This is a genomic window from Pedobacter hiemivivus (genome assembly GCF_004331685.1).
GTDB classification, from domain to species: domain Bacteria; phylum Bacteroidota; class Bacteroidia; order Sphingobacteriales; family Sphingobacteriaceae; genus Pedobacter; species Pedobacter hiemivivus.
This window is the reverse complement of the sequence record NZ_SJSM01000001.1, coordinates 702,800-724,883: the sequence shown is the minus strand read 5'-3', so window position 1 is coordinate 724,883 and position 22,084 is coordinate 702,800. Positions and strand designations below refer to the sequence as shown.

11 protein-coding genes are annotated in these 22,084 nt (G+C 39.6%); 5 read left to right on the top strand and 6 right to left on the bottom strand.

From position 1 onward, the window contains the following. Positions 1 to 24 precede the first annotated feature (24 nt). Entirely contained in the window at positions 25 to 3,660 is a 3,636-nt protein-coding gene (locus EZ444_RS02595; protein ID WP_205945190.1) for a glycoside hydrolase family 2 protein, read from the top strand. Positions 3,661 to 4,011: 351 nt separating this feature from the next. On the opposite strand, the gene EZ444_RS02590 is transcribed toward EZ444_RS02595, so the two are convergent. The 6 genes from EZ444_RS02590 to EZ444_RS02565 form a co-directional block, all read right to left on the bottom strand. Then, the gene (locus EZ444_RS02590) at positions 4,012 to 5,472 is read right to left on the bottom strand and encodes a BACON domain-containing protein (RefSeq protein ID WP_131606931.1); all 1,461 of its coding nucleotides are present in this window, start codon (positions 5,470 to 5,472) and stop codon (positions 4,012 to 4,014) included. A gap of 23 nt (positions 5,473 to 5,495) precedes the next feature. Next, positions 5,496 to 6,767, bottom strand: coding sequence for a glycoside hydrolase family 71/99 protein (locus EZ444_RS02585; protein ID WP_131606929.1), 1,272 nt, complete (start codon positions 6,765 to 6,767; stop codon positions 5,496 to 5,498). Positions 6,768 to 6,805: 38 nt separating this feature from the next. Continuing rightward, entirely contained in the window at positions 6,806 to 8,818 is a 2,013-nt protein-coding gene (locus EZ444_RS02580; RefSeq protein WP_131606927.1) for a SusD/RagB family nutrient-binding outer membrane lipoprotein, read from the bottom strand. Between the two features lie 11 nt (positions 8,819 to 8,829). Further along, positions 8,830 to 12,120, bottom strand: coding sequence for a SusC/RagA family TonB-linked outer membrane protein (locus EZ444_RS02575; RefSeq protein WP_205945189.1), 3,291 nt, complete (start codon positions 12,118 to 12,120; stop codon positions 8,830 to 8,832). 652 nt (positions 12,121 to 12,772) lie between these two features. Then, positions 12,773 to 14,059, bottom strand: a complete 1,287-nt coding sequence (locus tag EZ444_RS02570; protein ID WP_131606923.1) for an MFS transporter — start codon at positions 14,057 to 14,059, stop codon at positions 12,773 to 12,775. 21 nt (positions 14,060 to 14,080) lie between these two features. Continuing rightward, positions 14,081 to 14,821 (bottom strand): ThuA domain-containing protein, encoded by a 741-nt coding sequence (locus EZ444_RS02565; RefSeq protein WP_131606921.1) that lies wholly within the window; start codon positions 14,819 to 14,821, stop codon positions 14,081 to 14,083. Between the two features lie 207 nt (positions 14,822 to 15,028). Between EZ444_RS02565 and EZ444_RS02560 the strand changes: the two genes are divergently transcribed. The 4 genes from EZ444_RS02560 (at position 15,029) to EZ444_RS02545 (ending at position 21,377) form a co-directional block, all read left to right on the top strand. After that, on the top strand, positions 15,029 to 17,386 hold the full coding sequence (locus EZ444_RS02560; protein ID WP_131606919.1) for a TonB-dependent receptor: 2,358 nt from the start codon (positions 15,029 to 15,031) through the stop codon (positions 17,384 to 17,386). Positions 17,387 to 17,500: 114 nt separating this feature from the next. Continuing rightward, positions 17,501 to 19,045 carry a DUF5010 domain-containing protein gene (locus EZ444_RS02555; protein WP_131606917.1) on the top strand — a complete coding sequence of 515 codons (1,545 nt, stop codon included), beginning with the start codon at positions 17,501 to 17,503 and terminating at the stop codon, positions 19,043 to 19,045. Positions 19,046 to 19,072: 27 nt separating this feature from the next. After that, complete coding sequence (locus tag EZ444_RS02550; RefSeq protein WP_131606915.1) at positions 19,073 to 19,894, top strand: sugar phosphate isomerase/epimerase family protein; 822 nt, start codon at positions 19,073 to 19,075, stop codon at positions 19,892 to 19,894. Positions 19,895 to 19,946: 52 nt separating this feature from the next. Next, the gene (locus EZ444_RS02545) at positions 19,947 to 21,377 is read left to right on the top strand and encodes a Gfo/Idh/MocA family oxidoreductase (RefSeq protein ID WP_131606913.1); all 1,431 of its coding nucleotides are present in this window, start codon (positions 19,947 to 19,949) and stop codon (positions 21,375 to 21,377) included. The last annotated feature ends 707 nt before the right edge of the window (positions 21,378 to 22,084 follow it).

Here is a 22,084-nt window from a genome sequence, read left to right as displayed (position 1 = left end):
TTTTTATACCAATTATAACACACAATGACGATAAAAAAAATATACCTGTTTCGAGCCGTTCCTTTAATGTTGCTTTTTTTTACTGTAAATCTGTTCGCGCAATCAAAGATTGATTTAACAGAAAAGTTTGATAATCCTAAAAATAAGCTGGATAAAATCGGTAAAGGATTACTTAAAACAGAAAATGGAGTTTTAAAAAGTAAAGATGCCTATGCAATGTTTGGCGATGCAGATATGGTTCATTACGAATTTAGTTTTAAAGCTCGTACACCAGAAAATGAAAAAGAGGTTCAAATTTGGTCAGGATTTAGGGCTTCCAGCAGAAACGATCGGTATATTCTTGGCCTGAGAGGCGGTATTCAAAACGACTTATATCTGGCCAGATTAGGCTATATGGGCGCAGATGATCATCTTGCCCTAAGACATCTTGATTTTCCATTGACTCCGGGTAAATGGTACGATATAAAAGTTCAGATTGTGGGCAACCGCATCAAAGTTTTTTTGAATAATGAAACCCTGCCTTGGATCGATGTTCAAGATCCAAATGCGCTGATTTCTCCGAAAGGTAAAGTAGTGCTTGGTGGCAGCTGGATCAATACAGAATTCGATGATTTAAAAATCAAATCACTGGCCGATGATTATTTCTCTGGTAATCCGGTAAAGGAATATCAGGTAAAAAGAGATGATAAAGATCAGCTGCGTATCAAACAAAGGGCTGCGTATCGAGCCATCCAGATTAAATCAGTAGGTCAATCCAGAACAAAAGTATCTTTAAATGGTGCCTGGTTGTTTAGTCCTGGTTATGAGTCCAATGCTACTGAGGCAATTTTACCTACTGTATCCGATAAGAACTGGCATGTGATGACTGTTCCTCAATTCTGGAATCCAAACAGGGAATGGCTTCATGGAGAAAGATACAATACTGCTAGTAAAGGCGTTGCGGATAATTATTATCAAAAGGAGATTGAACGTTGTGAAGGATACACCTTTGATTATAAAAAAACTGATGTTGGCTATTACAGGCAATGGATTGAACTGCCGGAAAATATTAGTGGAAAATATCTGGAATTAACTTTTGATGCGGTATCAAAAATTGGCGAGGTATTTATCAATGGAAAAAGAGCTTCAGATCCACATATTGGGATGTTTGGAGAATTTAAAGTGAATGCTACACCTTTTTTAAAGCCTGGAAAAAACCTGATTGTTGTTAAAGTATCCCGTGATTATGTAAAAGACATTAAAGATGCAGATAAAGTGACTGACGTTGCTGTAACCGTTCCAGTTACCAATAAAATGTTGAAAGATCTGGCGCATGGTTTCTATAATGATGATCCTGCCGGAATCTGGCAGCCTGTAGCCTTGGTGATTTCGGAGCCGGTAAGGATTACCGATGTCTATATCAAGCCAAAACTAACGGGAGCTGATTTTGAGGTAACTGTAAAAAATAATACGAGCAGTTCACAAAAGTTTTCGATTTCAACGGCAATTGATTCGGAGAAAAGTAAGGCCAAATTATATGATGCGGCAAGTTTAAAAGACCTCTCTTTAAATGCTGGCGAAGAAAAGACATTCACATATAGCGTGGGCAATTTGAAACCGTTATTGTGGACTCCAGCGGCTCCAAACCTATATAATTTCAATTTTGTAGTCAATGCTGCCGGTAAAGAGTCGGATAGGCAGATGATTGTATCAGGATTCAGAACATTCCAAGCTAAGGGCGACTTCTTTTATTTAAATGATAAGCAATATTGGCTAAGAGGAGGGAACCATACGCCAATGTCGCTGGCACCTAATGATACGGCCCTTGCCAATCAGTTCAATAAACTATTGCATGATGGAAATATTATGGTTACCCGTACCCATACTGCTCCATATAATGAATTGTGGTTGTCCTCATCAGATCACAATGGGGTAGGTGTAAGCTACGAAGGTGGCTGGCCATGGTTGATGATTAAGAGTAGTATGCCTGATCCCAAATTAATAGAACTTTGGAAAAATGAGTTTTATGATTTAATCAAGAAATATAGAAATCATCCGGCTTTATTGTTTTGGACGGTGAATAACGAGATGAAATTCTACGACAATGATCCTGATTTTGAACAAGCCAAACTTAAAATGGCAATCATCTCTGATGTAGTTAAAAGGATCCGCCAGATTGATCCGACAAGACCGGTTTGTTTTGATTCTAATTACACCCGAAATGAAAAGAAATTTGGTAAAGATTTCTTTACTAAAATTGATGATGGCGATATTGATGATCACCACTGGTACATCAACTGGTACCACGGATCAATCTTTAATGAATTTAATGGCGAATGGCAAAAGAGCTTTAAAAATGAAGGCCGACCATTAATTAGTCAGGAGTTTTCTACAGGTTATGCTAGTGAAACTGGACATCCAACACGATTTTATACCTATGTGCATCAAAATCCAGCATCACTTGTCGGCAACTATGCTTATGAATTTGCCAACCCTGAATATTTCTTAAAAGCGCAAACATTCATTACAAGGGAATCTGCAGAAGCAGTTCGCAGAACAAACGAAAAGGCTGCTGGTATCTTGCATTTTGCCGCATTAACCTGGTTTAAGAATATCTATCTGGCAGATAAAATTACGCCACATCCAAGCTATTTGGCTATGAAAAAAGCACTGCAGCCGATACTTGTTTCTGCAGAAATTTGGGGTAGACATTTTTATGCTGGGACACAGTTGCCAGCAAGGATTTACGTTGTAAATGATAGAGATGAAGGAACAGAGCTTGCTGAAACTGAATTGCAGTGGTCAATACAAGGTACTGATGGTAAAGCGATCGCAAGTGGTAAAGAGGCTATTGCCCCGGTAGCCTATTATGGACGTAAATGGATCACACCTAAAATTAATATTCCAGCAACTTTACCAACTTCAAAAGTTAACGCAAAGTTGGTTTTGAGGTTACTGGAAAAAGGGAAAGTTGTTTCAGAAAATGATTACGAACTATTACTTTCTGATCAAAAATGGTTGGGCACAGATGCCTTGAAGGGAAAAACCGTTGTGCTTGTTGATAAAGCTGATAAAACCACAGCTGTTGCTGATTATGTTGGTTTGACCTATAAAAAGCTTAATTCGGTAACAGAGGGAATCCAACAAAAATCGGCTATATTGATTTTAAGCGGCTTAGACGCTTCAAATACTTCCGCGACTGAGATTGGCCAGATTAAAGCTTTTATTGCAGGAGGGGGTAAATTATTGCTGTTAAATTCAGGAAAACTAGCAGTCTCTCTATTTCCAGAACAGATCCGTGATGTTTTGCAAGAAAATGGAGAAATCGTTTCTATCGAGATCCCTGAATCAACGGTGTTTGATGATATTGATCCAATGGATACAAGGTACTTTAATAACAATAAGAGAGAGAATCCTTTGGTTATGAAAAATGCCTACAAAATTAATCGTGATCAAGGTGCAGAAGCACTAGCATCATTCGTTAAAATTCATGGATACCTGGAAGGGAATGTAGCTGAACGCATCAAAAAACTGGATGATATTAAAGGCTTTCCAATAGTAAAGATCAAAAATACTGGAACTGTTATCTTATCAGAAATGATGTTGGATAAGGGGATCACTGATCCAGTAGCGGGGAAGTTGTTCGTAAACATGTTAAAAGAATTATCAACTAACCAATGACAGATTGTTTTTTGAACCTTCTACTAATACGGTCGTCATGCTGAATTTATTTCAGGACCTCGCACCAGCTATCAAAACATGCTCAGGAGTGATGCTGAAATAAATTCAGCATGACGAACGGACAAAAAATAGGGCGTATCATGTTTAATGATACGCCCTATTTTTTGCCTGGATCATTTAGTTTAATCCAGCATATTAACTAAATGATCCATGATATTAACCAAATGATCCAGCATATTAACTAGGGTTTACTAAAGACTGATAAACAAAAAACGACCTGTGAGTTTAACTCACAGGTCGTTTTCATTTAATTAAAGATGATTCAATCCTAACGGACGATACACCTATCTCTTATAACGGACAGTTTGTAAAACCAAATCCTGTGTTTTGAGGGCATATATTGGCAAAATTCCAACTCGCTTTTTTAGGATGGGTTGCCATATCTGCCGGTAATGGCCCTGTAAAATTGTTAAGTCTCAATTCTAATGAATTAAGGTTTGGCATTTTGCTGAAAACATTAGCTGGAATTGGCCCTATAAAATTAGAGGTATGCATCTGAAGCGAGGTCAATTTGGTCAGATTTGCAAATTCAACAGGAATCGTACCTGTCAGACCAGATCTGCTTAATGTCAAAGCGGTAAGATTGGCCAGATTACCCATCGTTGCTGGGATTGTTCCTGTTAGCTGCTGGTTGTTGTTATTCATATCAATGGTAACCAGCTCACTTAGGAAACCAATTTGAGGCGGAATAGGCCCTTTTAGGTTTTTTGCTCCGAAATTTAATGCTCTTACCCTGTCAACACCGTTTACTTTCGCTACAACTACTCCACTCCAGCTCGCAGCTGCCGTAGCCTCTGTTAATGGCGCTGTAATATTCCATTTGGTACCTGTCCAATTGGCACCGCCCATTGAATTGTATATCGCAATTAAAACCTGTTTGTCCAGTTCATTTCCCGTAGTAATACCAGCCTGTTTAACACTAACCACAACATTTATGGCACCATAAGTAATCGTAATGGTTCCGCTCTGATCGATAAAGTTGTTTTTAGGAGCAGTAACCGTTAGTTTACCTCCGTCTCTTACCACAGTAAACCAGGGGGCCGTACTTGTTACATAATTCCATTGCTGATTGGTTGTGATTAGTACGTCTACAGAACTGCCATCTTTGGTAAACTGGACGTTTTTTGTGTTGATATCAAACTCTACAGTACCTTTTTGCGTAACAGTGATAGTCTGATTGAAGATTGGAGAGTCCGCATTTACCGTAACAATTGCGCTGCGCTCACCTTCAGCAGGATTTGCTGTAGCGATCAGTTTAACCTGGTCTCCATTAATCTCCCAGGTTAACCAATCTGCGGTAGAAGTTAAGGACCATGACATATTGCTCCTGATCTCTACAGTAGCATTGTCACCAGGGTTTAGGAATTTCAACGCAGTTTTATCAACAATAAGAGTCGGGGTATTTCCGTGCTGTTTAATCACGATGATTTTGCTTAAGCTTTTGTCGGTACTGCTGACTTTAACCTTAGCCACCCTGTCATACAGACTGGCATTTTCCTCCATGGAAAACTCAAGCTGATCGCCTTTTTTAACCACACCGAACCAGGATTGTTCTGCCAGTGTTTCAACGGTCCATTCTATGTTTCCTGTAACGGTAATAGCGGCAGTTCCTGTCCTGTCGGTATTTAGATATTCATAAACATCCCTTTCAAGAGTTATGGTGGGTTTATCTGGTGCCTGATTGGGGTCTTTTGAACAATTTACCAAAACAATCATCAGGAGTATTAAGCTGAATATTGATGTTCTTTTCATAATTGATTATAATTAAACTGTTTTTATTGAACTTTGAACTCTTGACGCACGATATCCAGATACTTGCTTCCATATCCTTCTCCGTAATTAGATACTGTCGGCTCAATTTGTGAATCCCATGTCCAATTGTTCATCGATTCAATAAGTACCATACGGTTATTCCCTAAATTCATCTTGGCAACGTTACAACGCTCTCTGAAGTCATTTTCATTTTTTCTGATCGTAGGAGCGCTATAGTCCGGGTTGGCGTTGTTGATGTAAGTGGTATAAGATGGAGATACTGATGGAATAAAATCAATACCGAAATTTTTAGACAGATAGTCCTTATTCAGCTTATAATTCTCATTAATTAATCGGTTTAGCAAATAACTTCTATCCCAGCCAGTGGCACCGCCACCCACATTACACATATTATCCATGCTTACGGCATCAACTTTTCCCTTATTAAAGAAATACTCAAAGCGTGCAGATGGTGTCCATTGTGGCTGACGGGCAATGATGTAAACATCTTTTCCTGTTTGCTCTTTAATAACGCTACGGATATTGTCATACACCTTTTTACTGTCTTCCGTGTACAATTTATCTGCGCCTATAAAGACCAGCACTGGGCGACCCTGGGAATGATAATAGTTTAGGTCTTTAAAATAAAGAGAAATCCGTTTCAAAAAGTTGTATAAGCGCTGTTCGCGCGTAACGGTTATATTTTGTCCATTCACATTGATTACAGTAGCTGGGGCGCCTTCCAGAAGTAGGTTGTTGCTCAATCCAGCACTAAAATTTTGGATGTCTACTGATATGGCGTACTTCATCTCGCCCATATTTACTGAGGGAAGTACAGTATTGTGTTCCGCAAACATGTTTACCAATAAGGAATCTGTACCATTAAGGTTATTCGGAAATAAGGCATTTCCATTTTCCCTAATTGGAGGGGTGATCAAAAAATCGATTCTGGATTCTCTTGCCCATCTTGCGATTGAATCCAAACGGCTAACGCTTGCTATTACAGGTTTCAATTCGTAACGTCCCAATGTCGGCTGAACATTTGGCCCTAGCTTTCCAATACTTGTATTATATGTTTCTGTGATTCTTGTCCACTTAATTTCATCAGCAACCAAGGCCCCAGAAGGATCATAAACATAGGCGCCAACCGGAATGTCGGAACTGACAGCAACTTTTGGAATCGTATAGTTTAATGGATAGTCGTCTATAGACGGACTTTTGTCTTTTTTACAGGAGCTGGCCATAAGGGCTATGGTCAATCCTGTCAATACAATGTTAATATTTCTTTTCATCATGATTATTTCTATGTAGATAATCTCTGTTTTTTAAGCTGTTAAGGTATATAGGTCTTCAAAAGTGACCTGAAGTTATAACTGAAAGCCTTGGTTAAGGCAATGTTTTCATCTGTCTCTCCAGTCATCGCTTTTGCGGTTACTACAACTTCCTCATAGGTTTTACCGTATTTCTTATTGAAATACTCACAATTAGGTTTGATGATTTTATTGCCACCATATATTCTTTCGGCGAAGATGAGATCGGGGTTCAATTTTGCAAAACCCAGGGAAGTATAAACATTATCTCCCCATCTGTCTCCCCTGTAATATGGACTTACTGCTTTTAGGTTTTCAATCCCGTTGTAGTAGGATTCAGTGTTTTTACTCTGCTCTACAATTGGATAGACAAAACGCTCGGTCCAGTAATTATAAACGGAATTGTATCCTTCTACATCACTGCTGCCACCATTGGCCAAAAATGGTGGAAAACGAAGTGCGCGTGTCCTGCGTTCCAGGTTCCAGCCTTCTAAACAGTTTAAATAATCCGCTATGTAACGTTGTTTATAAATTTGTTCCAGGTGATTGTCGCGGCCACCTTTTCCACGGATACTGGCACGGTATAATAAGCGTCTGTCCGCAAATCCTTTGCCGTCAGTATTCCATTTTATGCCGTTTTGTGCAAGGTAATTGTCTACGCCTCCTAAATTATATTGTGCAAAAGAAGCTTTAACACCTTGTTCGTAGTATAGTTGTGCTTTTCCTTCCGAACCAAAGAGCATTTCGGCTTCCGCTTTAAGGAAATAGGTATCGGCCCAATTTAGTAAGACCATGCTGGCATTCTCTTTTACAAAATCGGTATGCACAAAAGAGAAATTGTAAGGGCTATTCTTGCTACCCAAGGGATCATTATAGCGATAAGTTTGTCCAGGTACAAAAGCCCATTCCCAACCTGCAGCCAAACTATTTAATTCAGGGAGTGGTACATACGGCATTGCATACTCTACCAGGATAGAATCGACCCGGCTGGCATTTTTACCATCAGCCTGGTGTGCCGCAAAAGTTGGGCAGTCCTTAAGTGTACAGAATTTGAGGTGCGCACGGGTTAAGGTGTCCGAATATAACATAGGTCTTGTCCCGGCTGGCGCCATTACATTCGCTTTCATAGCATAAGCACCTATTCTAGGATCGTTATAAGAAAACAGGTAAGTCGAAAAATATTCGCCCAGGGCAGGGTAGGTCATTTCACTGAAAGTAGTCACATTCTTGATGAATCTGGTGTAATAATAAGAAGCACTTAGAGACTCGTCGCTACCCCATTGCAATTTAACCATCTCATCTAATGAAGAGATTAATTTTGAGTCATCGTTCATTACTGCAGTTGCATGTTCTCTGGCCAAATCCATGGATATATTTTGTACATGCATGGCCACATTTAAACGCAAGGTATTGGTAAACTTTTGCCATTTTACCAGATTCGATTTTCCAAAAGTAGCGCCGCCAAATACTGGGTCACGTTGTATCAGGTCGTTTGGATAAGTAGCTGAGCTGCTATATAGATCCCCGGCATTTTTAAGGTCGTTTAGGACTTGCGTATAAATTTCCTGCTCTGAATCATATTTGAAGTTGATTTTATTTTCGCCAGCAACACTTAAAGCGTCGCTCATTGGCACACTGCCGTATATAGAGGCCATCATGTAGAATACATAAGATTTCCAGGTTTTTACGATAGCCAAACGATTGGCATATTCTGGTTTACCAGCATAATCTTTTTCTAATTTCAGCAGGTCCCGGAGGATCCCCACATAAAACTGACTGAAATAATTATCTCCAATATCCTGGGATGGATTTGTAGCAAAACCAACCACTGCGTATCTGGAAAAGTTCATCAATTTGTTGAAATTCAGTTCCTGAATGAGTTTCATGGTACGCACAACTGTACCTGCAAAAATGTCATTGGCATCTACGGAATAGACCTTGTTATTATTTCTATTGGTTTCTTCAAAATTCTTTGTACAGCTTTGAAAGGCAGCTCCTAAGAAAATGAAAGATAATATATAAGCTATTTTTCTCATTATCGTATTTTTTAAAATGATAGTTTAACATCAAATCCCCAGGTTGCCATCGGTAAACTGAATCCTCTTTCAAAACCCTGGGCATTGCCTGTTGTAGAGGTCGCTTGAGGATCTAGCCCTTTTGGTGTGTTCTGATATAATATGGCTACGTTACGGCCTACGAATGCGACCCTGGCTCCTTTAACCGGAGTTCCTTTAAACCAGGTGTTTTTTAGGCTGTAGCCAAGGGTTACTTCTCTTAATTTAATATAAGAAGCATCATAAATATATCTGGCAGCGCTAGAACCGCTGTTGTGCGTCCAGTGGTCCATTGGAGCTACCCATGCCATAGAAGGTTTTTCTGCCCAGAATGAACCAACAGATGGATCGTATACTGTATTACCCAGTTGAACTCCTTTTGGACGAAAGCCATCTGGATAAGCTACATAATTCTCCAGGTAATTGGCGCCTGCTTTAATCGTGTTTCCCGGCTGAAGAAATCCTCTTCTTTCATCCCCATTTTCTCCCAATATCAGTTCAGATACCAACGCATCATAGCGTCCATCTAAAGATTGGACGGTACTGCCATCAATACCACCTCTAAATGCGGTATAAGACCATACTTTTCCTCCAGACTGGAAGTCAATCATAAAACCCATATCAACTGGCCCAACTCTGAAACTATTTTGCCAGCCTCCAAACCAGTCGGCTTGTATAGAACCCAAATACTGATCAGGCAAAAACTTAGCCTTTCCGTCTACGCCAACGTAAATTGCGCCGTCACTATTCCGCTTATAATCGTTGCCATAGAAAACACCATAAGGTTTTCCAACTTCTGCATAAAGTTTGATGTTATCACCGCTGGCCATCTCATATCGGGCCACACCATTATTCAGGGAGAGTACTTTTGAATCGTTTTTGGCCCAATTGAATGTTGTATTCCAGTTAAAGAATTTTGTTTTAATCGGGTTAACCATCAAACTTACTTCCAGTCCCTTGTTTTGAACCTCACCTGCGTTGATTATCGTTCTACGGTAACCACTGGCCAATGGTGCATCGGCCTCCACAATCTGGTCATTGGTACGTTTGTTATAATAGGTTACATCCGCGTTCACACGGCCGTTCCAGAGTTTCATTTCTGCTCCAAATTCCCATGATTGGGTTTGTTCTGGCTTAAGATTTGGATTCTTCAGCACGTCCTCGCCAGTAAAATAGGGGATACCTTGGAAAGTGCCGTCATTGGCTCTATAATATCCGCTGTAAAGCCTGTCAAAACCGGTGTCATTTCCAACCTGGGCAAAAGAGCCCCTCAATTTAAGATATGAAAGTACTTTTTTATCTATTTTAAGTGCATCGGTCAATATTAAACTGCTGCTGAATGAATAGTAGAAGTAAGAAGAGTTTTTTGGAGATAAAGCACTTGACCATTCATTACGTGCTGTAGCTTCTAAATATGCCCAGTTCTTGTATCCAACATTACCCATTCCAAAAATGGCTTGTTTGTCTTTCTTTTCTATCTCCGGTGTAACGCCAATAAGTCCTTTGGCATTGGCAATGCTTGCCAAATCCGGGGTGATCAGCATGAAAGCCCTGTTCGATAATTTATCGGCCTTGATATTTTGTATGGATGCGCCAAGATTCGAGTTAAGGGTAAAATCTTGCTGAATCTTTTTGTTAAAGGAAAATAAACCGTTGAAATTGTTGTTGGTACTGGTTCGATTCCACTTATTGTATTCACCATCAACGTCCCAAGGGCTATATAAATTCGTAAGATCCCAGCCCTTTCCTTGTTGCATTTCAGTTGAGGCTACTAATCTCAGTCTTAATAAATTGTTGAACCTGATGTTAGCAGTCAGGCCCGCGTTAAGGGAACTTTTGTCGTCCTGGTTCGGTGTTTCATTTAACAACCAAAATGGGTTTACAAAACCATTGAAGTTAAAGGGCATACCACCAGCTTGTTTCCAGGGCACCAACTCCTCATAAGAAGCATCTCTTGGCAAGTTGGCCATCACATACAATGGGTTTCTATTGCTAGCGTTGCGGTAGCCTCTATTGTCCGTATTTTCATAAATATATCTGACATTGGCATCAATATCCAGGTAGTCGGTAATTTTAGCTGTGCTTCTTAGGTTAAAATTATGTCTACTCATGATATTGAAATTTTCCAGAATATCATCTGCTTTTTGCCCGGTATATGAAAACCTCAGACTCAATACGTCGGTAACTTTATCGATCGCAAAACTGTTGGTAATGGTATTAGAGATTTTATACATATTCTCGATGGTTTGAGGTTGTGGTATGTATTCTTTCACTACACCATTTCTACCAACAACATCAAATCCCAGCATCGGCATACCCCAGGAACGCTGATCTTGGTTTCCCATATTAGGATTCCATATTCCGTAAGGTAAGTCCGGATTAAAATTTACACCATTATTAGAGTTTCCAAAATAATTCATTCCTTCTCTTTTAAAAGCGTTACCCTGACCCGCACCGTAAATGTTCTGATAGGTAGGGAAGTTGTATAGGTGTCCAAACATGGCATTAAAGCCATAACTGATACCGAGTCCCTGTTTTCTACCTGCCTTTTTTGTGGTAATTAATATTACACCATTTGCGGCATCGGATCCGTATAAAGCTGCGGCATTTGCGCCCTTTAAAACCTCAATGTTTTCTACTTCATCAGGATTAATATTATTCACCGGGCTACCAAAATCCAGGTCACCATTTTCTCCTGATCCATTCAGTACAGGTATTCCGTCAATTACAAATAAGGGCTGGTTGTTTCCAGTCAGCGAGTTATTACCCCTTAGCACTACCCGTGTTGATGCACCTGGGCCGCCTCCGGAAATGATCTGCATCCCCGCAACCTTACCAGCGAGCATGTCCAATAAACTACTTCCCCTGGCCTCAGTCATTGAAGTTGGGTCAATGCTCTGTCTGGCGTAGCCTAAAGATTTGGCATCCTGCTTAATTCCCATGGCTACAACTACCACTTCATTCAGGATTTTTGGATCTTCTTGCAACACAACTTTTAATTCCGCATCCGATTTGATCCCAATTTGCTGGGTAATGAAGCCTATAAAGCTTATTCTTATCGTCGAATTAATAGTTGCATTGATTTTAAATTTTCCATTTGCATCCGTTATAGTGCCTTTTTGATCTGCAACGCCAATGATGCTTACAGATGCTCCCCCAATCGGTTGCTGAGTTTTATCAACAACTACACCTTTAAGGGTGATTTGCTTATTCTGACCATGAGCTACTCCGATAACGAAAGTCAGGAGTAAGATCAGATGATATTTATAGATCTTTATTTTCATTTCGGTTAAGTTTAGATACATGTTTTTTAAGCTCCATATTGAAAACTGGAGTTAAGGGTATTGATGTAAAACAGACTAGCTGTTTTAAAATAAAATGCTTGTTAATGCTCATGAAGGTTTGGTTTATGTTGGTTAAAACAGGCTGGTTTAAGGCCTTCAGTCTTTTTCTGCCAGATCTTATTAATTTGCCAGGCTATATTTTAGCAGGCAAGTAAATAAGCCGGATCGGTTGGTTGAATAGGTTAGGTTTTTGGTCATACACAGTTTTGCTTTTTGAAATTTATTATTTGGTTATTTATTTAGATTATCACATTGGCATGTTTTAATCTTTCATAAATTACGTGGTGCCCAATTAATAAAATAATAATAAAGCATTAATTAAGGTGGCTTTAATTCTCTAAAATGCAAGATTAATATCTAATTATCAATTTATTTGATTTAAGCAAAAAGAGTCGGCATTATTAATTCGGCCGTCATCCTGAATTCGTCATGCCGGCGCAGGCCGGCATCAGGACCTCGCAAGAGAAGGATTGTCTTTCTCTTGCGAGATCCCGGCCTTCACCGGGATGACGACCGCTAGGACGATCGTATAAAAAAAGGTGTATCATAATTTATGATACACCCAGTTTACCGGTAAAAAAAAGATAAATAATTATGCGCGTTGATATGAATCACTGTTCACAGACTGTTTATTTCTCGAGCGCATGTAAATAACCAGTCCGCCAAATGCAATAATAAGTACAATTGGAATAACAAGTGTGGCTTGTAACACCTCAGGACCAGCAAGGTTTTTGGCCTCGGCTAGTGCTAATGCAGCGGAAGAGTTTTCCGTAGCTGTTGTAGCGCTTTCTAGCGTTGTGCCGTCTGGTAGATGTTTAACAATCAGGTTGTCGTAAAAACTACCCATGAAGATCGTATATATAGAAACGGCAAACATACCGGCGCCGCCCATCAGGTTTAATCCTAATGCACCAGATTTTGGAATATTCTCCGCGACAAAGCCGATCATAGTTGGCCAGAAATAACAAACCCCAATACCGAAAATGATAGCAGCAAAGAAAACGGAATTGCCACTGAATGTACTGAGCATATAAAGTCCTGCCGCCGCGAATATGGCCGAAAGTAACAATACACCCTGAGGTGCCAGACGATGCACTACAGGCTCTGCAAAACCACGACCAATCACCATAATTCCTGTGGTCAGGGTAAGCAATAGAATTGCATTGTCAGTTACATTTTTAAGTAATAAACCAATCCATTGGCCGGTAAACAATTCGGTAATGGCGGTACCAAACATACAAACGAACATAAAGATAAATAGGGGCGATAGTACCGCTTTATACATATCTGAACTGGTGTATCCAGAAGAAACTCTTTCTGTAACAGGGAAGTCCAGTTTAGAGAATAAGTATCCGTAAACTAATGTTGGAATAATCATCATAGCAACTTGAAGCTTCCAGCCCAAACCCAGATATATAAAAAGGGTAACCAGTAGCGTGCCGATTACAATACCACCTGGAAACCATAAATGGAAATAGTTTAAACGTGTCGTTTTGTTATTGGGATATAAGGTTGCAATCAATGGGTTGCAAGCTGCTTCTACAGTTCCATTGGCGATGCCAATAAGTAAGGTAGAGAAAAATAAAGTCCAGTATCCTTGAGCGAAGATGGTTAATGCGATGCCCACAAGATGAAAAATAAAAGCCATTACCAAAAGGCGTTTCATTCCGATAAGGTCGACAATGAAGCCACCGATAACAATGGCCAAAGGGAAACCCCAAAATGCAGTTGCTGTAATGGTGCCAAGCTGGGTGGCACTTAAATGAAAATCTATAGCCAGTTGGTTCATCATTCCGGCACGTATGCCAAAAGAGAGCGAAGTAACTAATAAAGCCAGGCAGCTTGCCCAGAATAATTTGGAAGTATGAATTTGAGTCATAAGTTTGGTCTTAAATGAATGTTATTTTTTTCGGCCCATGGCATATTTAATTCCACCAAGCAAATGCTGGAGAAATAGTGGTTCTGCAAAGGATTCTTCCGTATGGCCTAATCCGGTATAAAAAGAACGTCCGCCATCATATTTATGATACCAGGCGATCGGATGGTTGTCTCCCATTTTGTTTTTGCCCGCATCATAGCTTTTCTCATCTATAAAAATCAATACATTTAATCCTTGCGCTACATTTCTGAAGTTGTACCACTCATCCTTTCTTTTCCATTGCTCAGGTAGGTGTTCGGTCGAAATGTGTTTGCGATCTGTAACGTTTAAAGTAGCTTGTTGTTGGTTAGGATGACCAGCGAAATAAGCGCCTACTAAATTTCCAAACCAAGGCCAGTTGTACTCACAATCCGTGGCGCTGTGCACACCAGCAAATCCCCCGCCTGCTTGTATGTATTTTTCAAAAGCAGCTTGTTGCTCATTGTTTAATACATCGCCAGTAGTGCTTAAAAATATTACAGCGGCATATTGTTTGAGATTTTTATCATTAAAATAGGTGGAATTTGTGGTTGTATCCACCTCAAATTTATTGGCTAAGCCAAGTTTTTGGATCGCATCAATTCCTTGCTTAATTGAGTTGTGGTGGAAGCCCAGCGTTTTACTAAACACCAGAACTTTTTGCTTTCGGGCATAGGCTGAGTTATTGATTATAATCCCGAAAAGGACGATGGATAAGGTTGTTAAAAGAATTCTTTTTCTCATACATTAATTAATTTGGTTTCCTCTAATGTAAGATCCTTTAATTAAAAATGTATTAATAATTAGTTAATGGGAAGACTTAATGTTAGTTTTTTTGAAGTTATTTAAGCGTCAAATGTTTTATTAACCCTTTATTATGCTTTTGTTAATCGAAAAAACGAATTTAGGTGAACGGATTTCTATTCACTACATGCTATATTAAAAAATATAATGATTAAACAAATTTATCTATTGTGTGCATTTTTACTATTCCAGATTGGCTTACAAGCACAGGAGGTAACGGGATTAACAGGAACTGTGCATAACCAAAAGGGAATTGCTATTGCTGGTGCCGCAATTCATTTACTCAATACAAATTATAGTGTTTCTGCCAATTCGAAGGGCAGTTTTAATCTTGGACATATTCCGTTCGGAAAGTATAGCCTACAGGTTAGTGCTTCGGGCTACGCTACATCCATAAAAGAAATTGTTGTCAGTAACACGCTTTCTCAAATTGATTTAGAACTCATCGCGTCGGATAAGCAATTGGATGAAGTGGTGGTAACTGCTCAAAAAAGCGCTGAAAACATAAACAATGTGCCCCTTAGTATAACTACAATTTCGGCTAGCCAGGTTGAAGCCTATGGCATTCGGAACGTTAGGGACATTCGTACCATTATACCTAATCTGTATGCAGGCAATCCGGGCGACGGGAGGAACGTGGTATCAGTACGCGGAATAGTAAGTACCTCATACGATCCGGCAATTGCCACCTATGTTGATGGGGTAAACCAATTTGGGCTGGATACCTATATTTCGGATTTACTGGATGTAGAAAGGATCGAAGTGCTGAGAGGTCCGCAAGGTACTTTATATGGCCGAAATGCCATGGGTGGTGTCATCAATATCATTACAAAGCAACCTGGCAATACCACTTCAGGTTTTGCCGGAATAGATGCGGGTAGCTTTGGACAACAACGTTATCGGCTTGGTTTGCGTACGCCATTGATAGAGAATAAACTGTTTTTTGGGGCAATCGGGATGTATAATGTACAGAATGGGATCTATACCAATGAGTTTACAAATGCCCGCTTTGATCAATTTAGCGGAATTATGGGGAGTTACTTCTTAAAATACCTGGCAAATGATCGGCTGTCGATGGTTTTAAATGTAAAGCACAATGCCAACCGGAACAATGGTACTTTTCCATTGGTAGGCTCAATGGAGGCCGCGTTTGACAATCCTTTTAAAGTGAATCAGGATGCGATTGCCCAAATGGTGGATAATTTAATAAACGCATCATTAGCTGTTAATTACGTTACAGGTAAGGTTAATGTATCTTCGCAGACCGCTTATCAGTCTAACTACAGATTTTACAAAACACCTATTGATGGAGATTTTTCCCCTTTGGATATTGTTGCTATACAGAACAATTTTGGCAAGGACTGGAACAAAGTGCAGGTATTAAGTCAGGAGTTTAAATTCAGCTCGTCGACAGCACTAGAAAGCAGGTTTAATTGGGCAGCTGGTTTGTATGGGTTTTATCAACATAGTCCGACAAAACAAGGTACACATTACGGTGAAGACGCAGGGCTATATGGCAGTCCGATTGTTAACTTTACTAACCTGGCTACCCATACAGCTAAAAATATGGGCGTAGCAGCTTACGCACAACTGGGCTATGCTATTACCCCTCAGTTAAGTGCTACAGCAGGGCTCAGGTACGATTATGAGCACAAAAAGCTGAATGGCTTTGAGGAAATTATTATGGATGGAATGATGCCTTCATCGAGTCCGGATTTTGAGCGGGATTCAAAAAGTTACCACGCTTTTTCGCCAAAAGTAATCCTAAAATATCAGCCTGTGGCGAATAGCAACTGGTTTGCCAGTTACAATAAAGGCTTCAGAGCTGGTGGTATCAACCAAACGAGTACAGAATCACTCCAATTTGTAACTTATAAGCCAGAAAATAGCAACAGTTTTGAAATTGGTAGTAAGAACACCTTCTTCAATGAACGTTTGCGGGTCAATGCTGCGGTATTTTATACTGAAGTAAATGACGCACAGGTGCCAACTTTGATCCTTCCTGAAGCCATTACAGTAACTAAAAATGCGGGTAAGCTAAGGAGCAAAGGTGCAGAATTAGAGATCTCGGCTATTCCTGTAAAAGGCTTGTCTATAGATTATAACCTAGGTTATACCGATGCTAAATACACGGATTTGAAATTGGGGAAAGAGAATGAGGTGTTGAATCTGGATAACAACAGACAGGTATTTACACCTAATTTCACTGCTATGCTCGCTTTACAATATGCATATGAGCTTTCTGCTGAAGCCCATATGAAGCTTATTGGAAGAGGGGAGTGGGCAGCTACAGGTAAACAATATTTTGATCTGGAGAATAAGCTGGAGCAAAAGGCTTATGGTCTGTTCAACGCCAAATTAGGTATTTCCTCAAAAAAACTAGACTTTTTTGTCTGGGGCAGAAACTTGGGCAATAAAATATATGCAGATTATGCTTATGATTTTGGCGCCACCCATTTGGGAAGCCCGAGAACCTATGGTCTTAGTATCAGCACTAAATTTTAAAAACAAATAAATTGAAATATTAATACTTTTTTAAGCTTTAATTAAGCGCGCTATACTTCTTTTGATGGAACAGTGATCAACTGCAACCAAATATTAACAATTTAAACTTAGCGTATGAACCAAGTATTAATTCAATTTATCTTTACTGGCCTAACTGTGTTGATGGTCAGCGGCTGTGCTAAAATAAATTCTATCGAAGCCAGTCAGCAAATTTCAACTAGTGAGACTGTAAATAGTATCGCTTTAGCCGCTCCAACCGAGTTTATAGGGTCTGTTGTTGGTTTTAACAATACCATTCGCATTGGGGGTGGACCAAATCCTACAGCAGCGGGGAATGTATTGTATAACCTGCCATTATACAAATCTTCAGCTTCTGAAAATGACTGGTGGGACAATCTGGTAGAGGAATTTGCTTATAGTGGACAGGATTTTTTTGCAGCGAATTGTCGTGGCTACAGCCCTAATTTTCCAAATGTAGATCATGGTGATCCCAGAAAATTAGCCTTATTGTCTCAGGCTATGGATCGTCGTGGTCTGGCAGGAAATTTTAAAATTGCAGTATTTGATGATTGCCCTGCATCCTGGGGAGCTAACAGAAATGTCGATAATAATCTTGGTTATCAAAATAGCAGTCCTAAATTTGATTGTGGGGATCTCACCAATTACAAATACATTTGGGATTATAACATCAAAACTGCTTTTCAGCAGATCCCTGATGCTAAAAGGTTTAAGTATAATGGAAAACCTGTCGTCTTTTTTTGGGGTGTAGGCTCTAGTTGGGCCATCAATTATGGTAATGGCAATTTAAAAAAGATTTTGCAGTACATACGTACTCAATTTAATATAACATTTGGTCAGGATCCTTATCTGGTTGTGGATAAAACATGGTTAGATCGGGATCCATTAGTTAATGATCCTGCAATTATTGATGCCGTAGACAATTGGTTTACGATGGCCAACCCATGGACTTTATGGACCTTTAATAACGTAAAAGTGGGCTCTGGTGTACCTGGATTTAGGGTGGTGCAGGGTACAACAAATATGTTTATAGATGCCAATCATGGACAAGCACTGATCAATACTTTGAACAATACAAAAGGTGCGGGAGCAGTGATGACTTTGCTTGAAGGCTTTACGGATTGTGCAGAGAATGCAGCCCTTTTTAGAAGTAAGGATGTGACTTACTATGATTATCCAAATCAGCGCATCAATATTGTACGTCGATATTCAAATGATCCTTATCCGGCAGTACTAAAAATTGAAGCTGAAGGATGCGATTTTTACCATGATTTGAGCGTTGGAAATAGCGGCGGGACGTTCCGGGACGGAGATATTGATATTGTAAAAAACGGAGATACAAATGGGGGTTGGCATGTGAACAATACCCAGGCTAATGAATGGCTGGAGTGGAGGGAATTGCCATTGTTGGCCAATACAAAATTCCAGTTAAGGTATTCTTCCAGTCAGGCGGCATCAGTTAAGATTTCGGTTGATGGAGTAGACCTGCCGGTAGTGAATTTGCCGGTTACCACAAATGGAGTATGGTCTACTTTTGATCTGGGGACGAAGACTTTTCCACTAAACAGCTTACATACCGTAAGATTAACTATAGTCTCCGGATCCTGCAGCTTGAATTACATCAATCGAACCAGTATCTAGTCATAACATACAAACAAATATAAACACATGAAAAAAATCCTTTTTTGTTTAATGCTGTGCTCAATTTTAGGGCAATCATCTTTCGCTCAACGTTTCGGGAAACTTTTAAAAGAAGCACCTGGTGTCGTTTCCTATACTTTTAGAGATGCTTTTTCTCAAGATGTGCCTGGTACGCTAGATATGATTAAAGCGATGGGTATAACCAATATTGAATTTTCTAGCTTATTTAAATTAAGTGCTGAGCGGATGCGGACACTATTGGATGAGCGTGGAATGCGTTGTAGCACCTATGGCGTAGGGTACGACGCCATGAATAATACTGAAAATGTAATCAAAACGGCGAAGATATTAGGCGCCGAATTTGTGCGTATACCATCCATCCCGCATAAGGATGCGATTGATTCAAACATCATCAAAAAAGCAGTGGTAGATTTTAATGTTTTTGGTAAAAAGCTTAAAGAAAGTGGCCTGAGTTTTTGTTATCATAACCATGGCCCTGAATTTGTACCCGGAGGTGCCTTTTTTAAGGAAAGTCTGTTTGATTACCTTGTTCAAAAAACCGATCCAAAATATGTTTCTTTTGAAATGGATGTACTTTGGGTATTGGTGCCAGGGTATAATCCAATTGAATACCTAAATAAATATCCAAAACGTTTTAAATTGATGCATTTAAAGGATCGCCCGAAATCAGGTGGCGAAAATGTTGCCCTTGGTACTGGTCAAATTGATATGAACGACTTACTTAAAACGGCTAAGAAAACAGCTGTTCGATATTTTTATATTGAAGATGAAAGCAAAGGCGTGAAGCAACAGGTTCCCAAAAGTCTGGCGCATTTAAAAAGCCTTTAAAATCATATCTTAGAAAAAAAACACCGAATGTAAACCTTATACGATTATTAAAATGAATAGTAAAGAATTTTCAAGACGACATTTTTTAAAGCAAACTATGATGTTGTCTGCTGTGGCAGCGATAACCCCAGGCGTACTGATGGGGATGAGTAAAGGAGATATAAAATTTGCCAGCCCTAATGAACGCGTAAACCTGGCTTGTATTGGCATTGGAAACAGGGGTGCCGAAATCATCCGTGATTTGTACAAAACTGGTCTCGTTAATATCGTAGCCTTATGCGATGTGGATATGGGCGCCGCACAAACATTAGCCGTTTTGAAAGAATTCCCTAACGTACCCCGTTTTCAGGATTTCAGGAAAATGTTTGATAAAATGGGTAATCAGATAGATGCCGTTACCGTTGGCGTACCTGATTTTTCGCATTTCCCCATCACCATGATGGCTATGGGTTTAGGAAAACACGTATATGTTGAAAAGCCGATGGCCCGTACTTTTAATGAGGTAGAGCTCATGATGAAAGCGGCGAAAAAATACGATAAGGTAGTTACACAAATGGGCAACCAGGGGCACTCTGATGCTAATTATTTTCAGTTTAAAGCCTGGAAAGAAGCGGGTATCATTAAGGATGTGACTTCAATAACAGCGCATATGAATGCACCAAGGCGCTGGCATGGATGGGATATCCATATGAAATCTTTCCCAGCAGCCCAAACAATGCCGGACACACTGGATTGGGACATCTGGCAAATGGCCACAACGGGACATAATTATAATAAAGATTTTGTGAATGGCCAATGGCGTTGCTGGTTTGATTTAGGAATGGGGGCTCTTGGCGACTGGGGCGCACATATTCTGGATACTGCTCACGAGTTTCTGGATCTAGGCCTGCCGTATCAGGTTAATCCAGTTTTAAGTGGTCATAATGATTTCTTTTATCCAACAGCTACTACTTTGGCTTTTAAGTTTCCAAAAAGGGGGAACATGCCTGCATTGGATATCAACTGGTATGATGGCGTGAATAACCTACCGCCAATTCCAAAAGGGTATGGTGTTTCCGGTTTAGATCCGAATATACCGCCGCCGAGCACAGGGAAAATTGAGCCGGCAAAATTAAACCCAGGAAAGATAATCTACAGTAAAGAGCTTACTTTTAAAGGAGGATCTCATGGCAGTACACTATCCATTATTCCTGAGGAAAAAGCTTTAGCAATGGCTGGCTCACTACCAGAAGTCCCTAAAAGTCCTTCAAACCACTTTAAGAATTTCCTTCAAGCTTGTAAGGGAGAGGAGAAAACACGCTCCCCATTTTCGATAGCAGGCCCACTTAGTCAGGTATTCTGTCTGGGGGTACTTGCTCAGAAATTAAATACGAAGCTTGAATTTGACCGTAACAAGAAAATCATCACGAATAATAAAGTTGCCAATGCTTTACTTGTCGGTCCACCGCCGCGTAAGGGCTGGGAGCAATATTACAAAGTGTAGTGGTATTTACGACCTAATCAACCTGATTTCGGAAGATAGGGGACTATCAATAAGATAACCATATCCTTGCCAATAACAAAAGAGCCGTTTCTAGTAATAGTAATGGCTCTTTTATTTCCTTTAGGATATAGAATTGTTCTTAATTTTGTATTATTTACCGGATCTTGCCTGTTTGCTTAAGTCAAAGCTTAATCTAGAAATGACTATTATTCAGAATGGCGCATCTGAACAAAATGAATAATGGATTGACGATTTGTTAAATTTATTTTGACGATGCAGGGCTGAATTGTTAAGTTTGCATCATGTTCATTTCTATCTCACAATCGTGAGGTCCAGGTGCTAACCTGATAACTCCATAAAGCCTATTGTTAAACCCTCATCTATAAGCTGGTATTTTAGCTGTCTTATAGGACTATTTTGTATCATAAAACTAACGTCTTTTTTTTAAGTAAGTCTATTTTAAATCGTAGATTTTTTAATTAAAAAGGGCGTCAGATAGGGATTGGAAAAAAATACGACTATTAACAAAATACCTAATCTGAAAAATATGAAATCGAATCGAACAAAATCGAACAAGCGTGAAGCTTGTGAAGCTGAAAATAAGCCGATAAACTGTGAACAGACAGGAAAAAACAGCTTTGAACAAAATGAACAAAATGAACAGGTTACTGTTTTTTCAATTTTGGGTAGGTTAAATCCTACTAGAT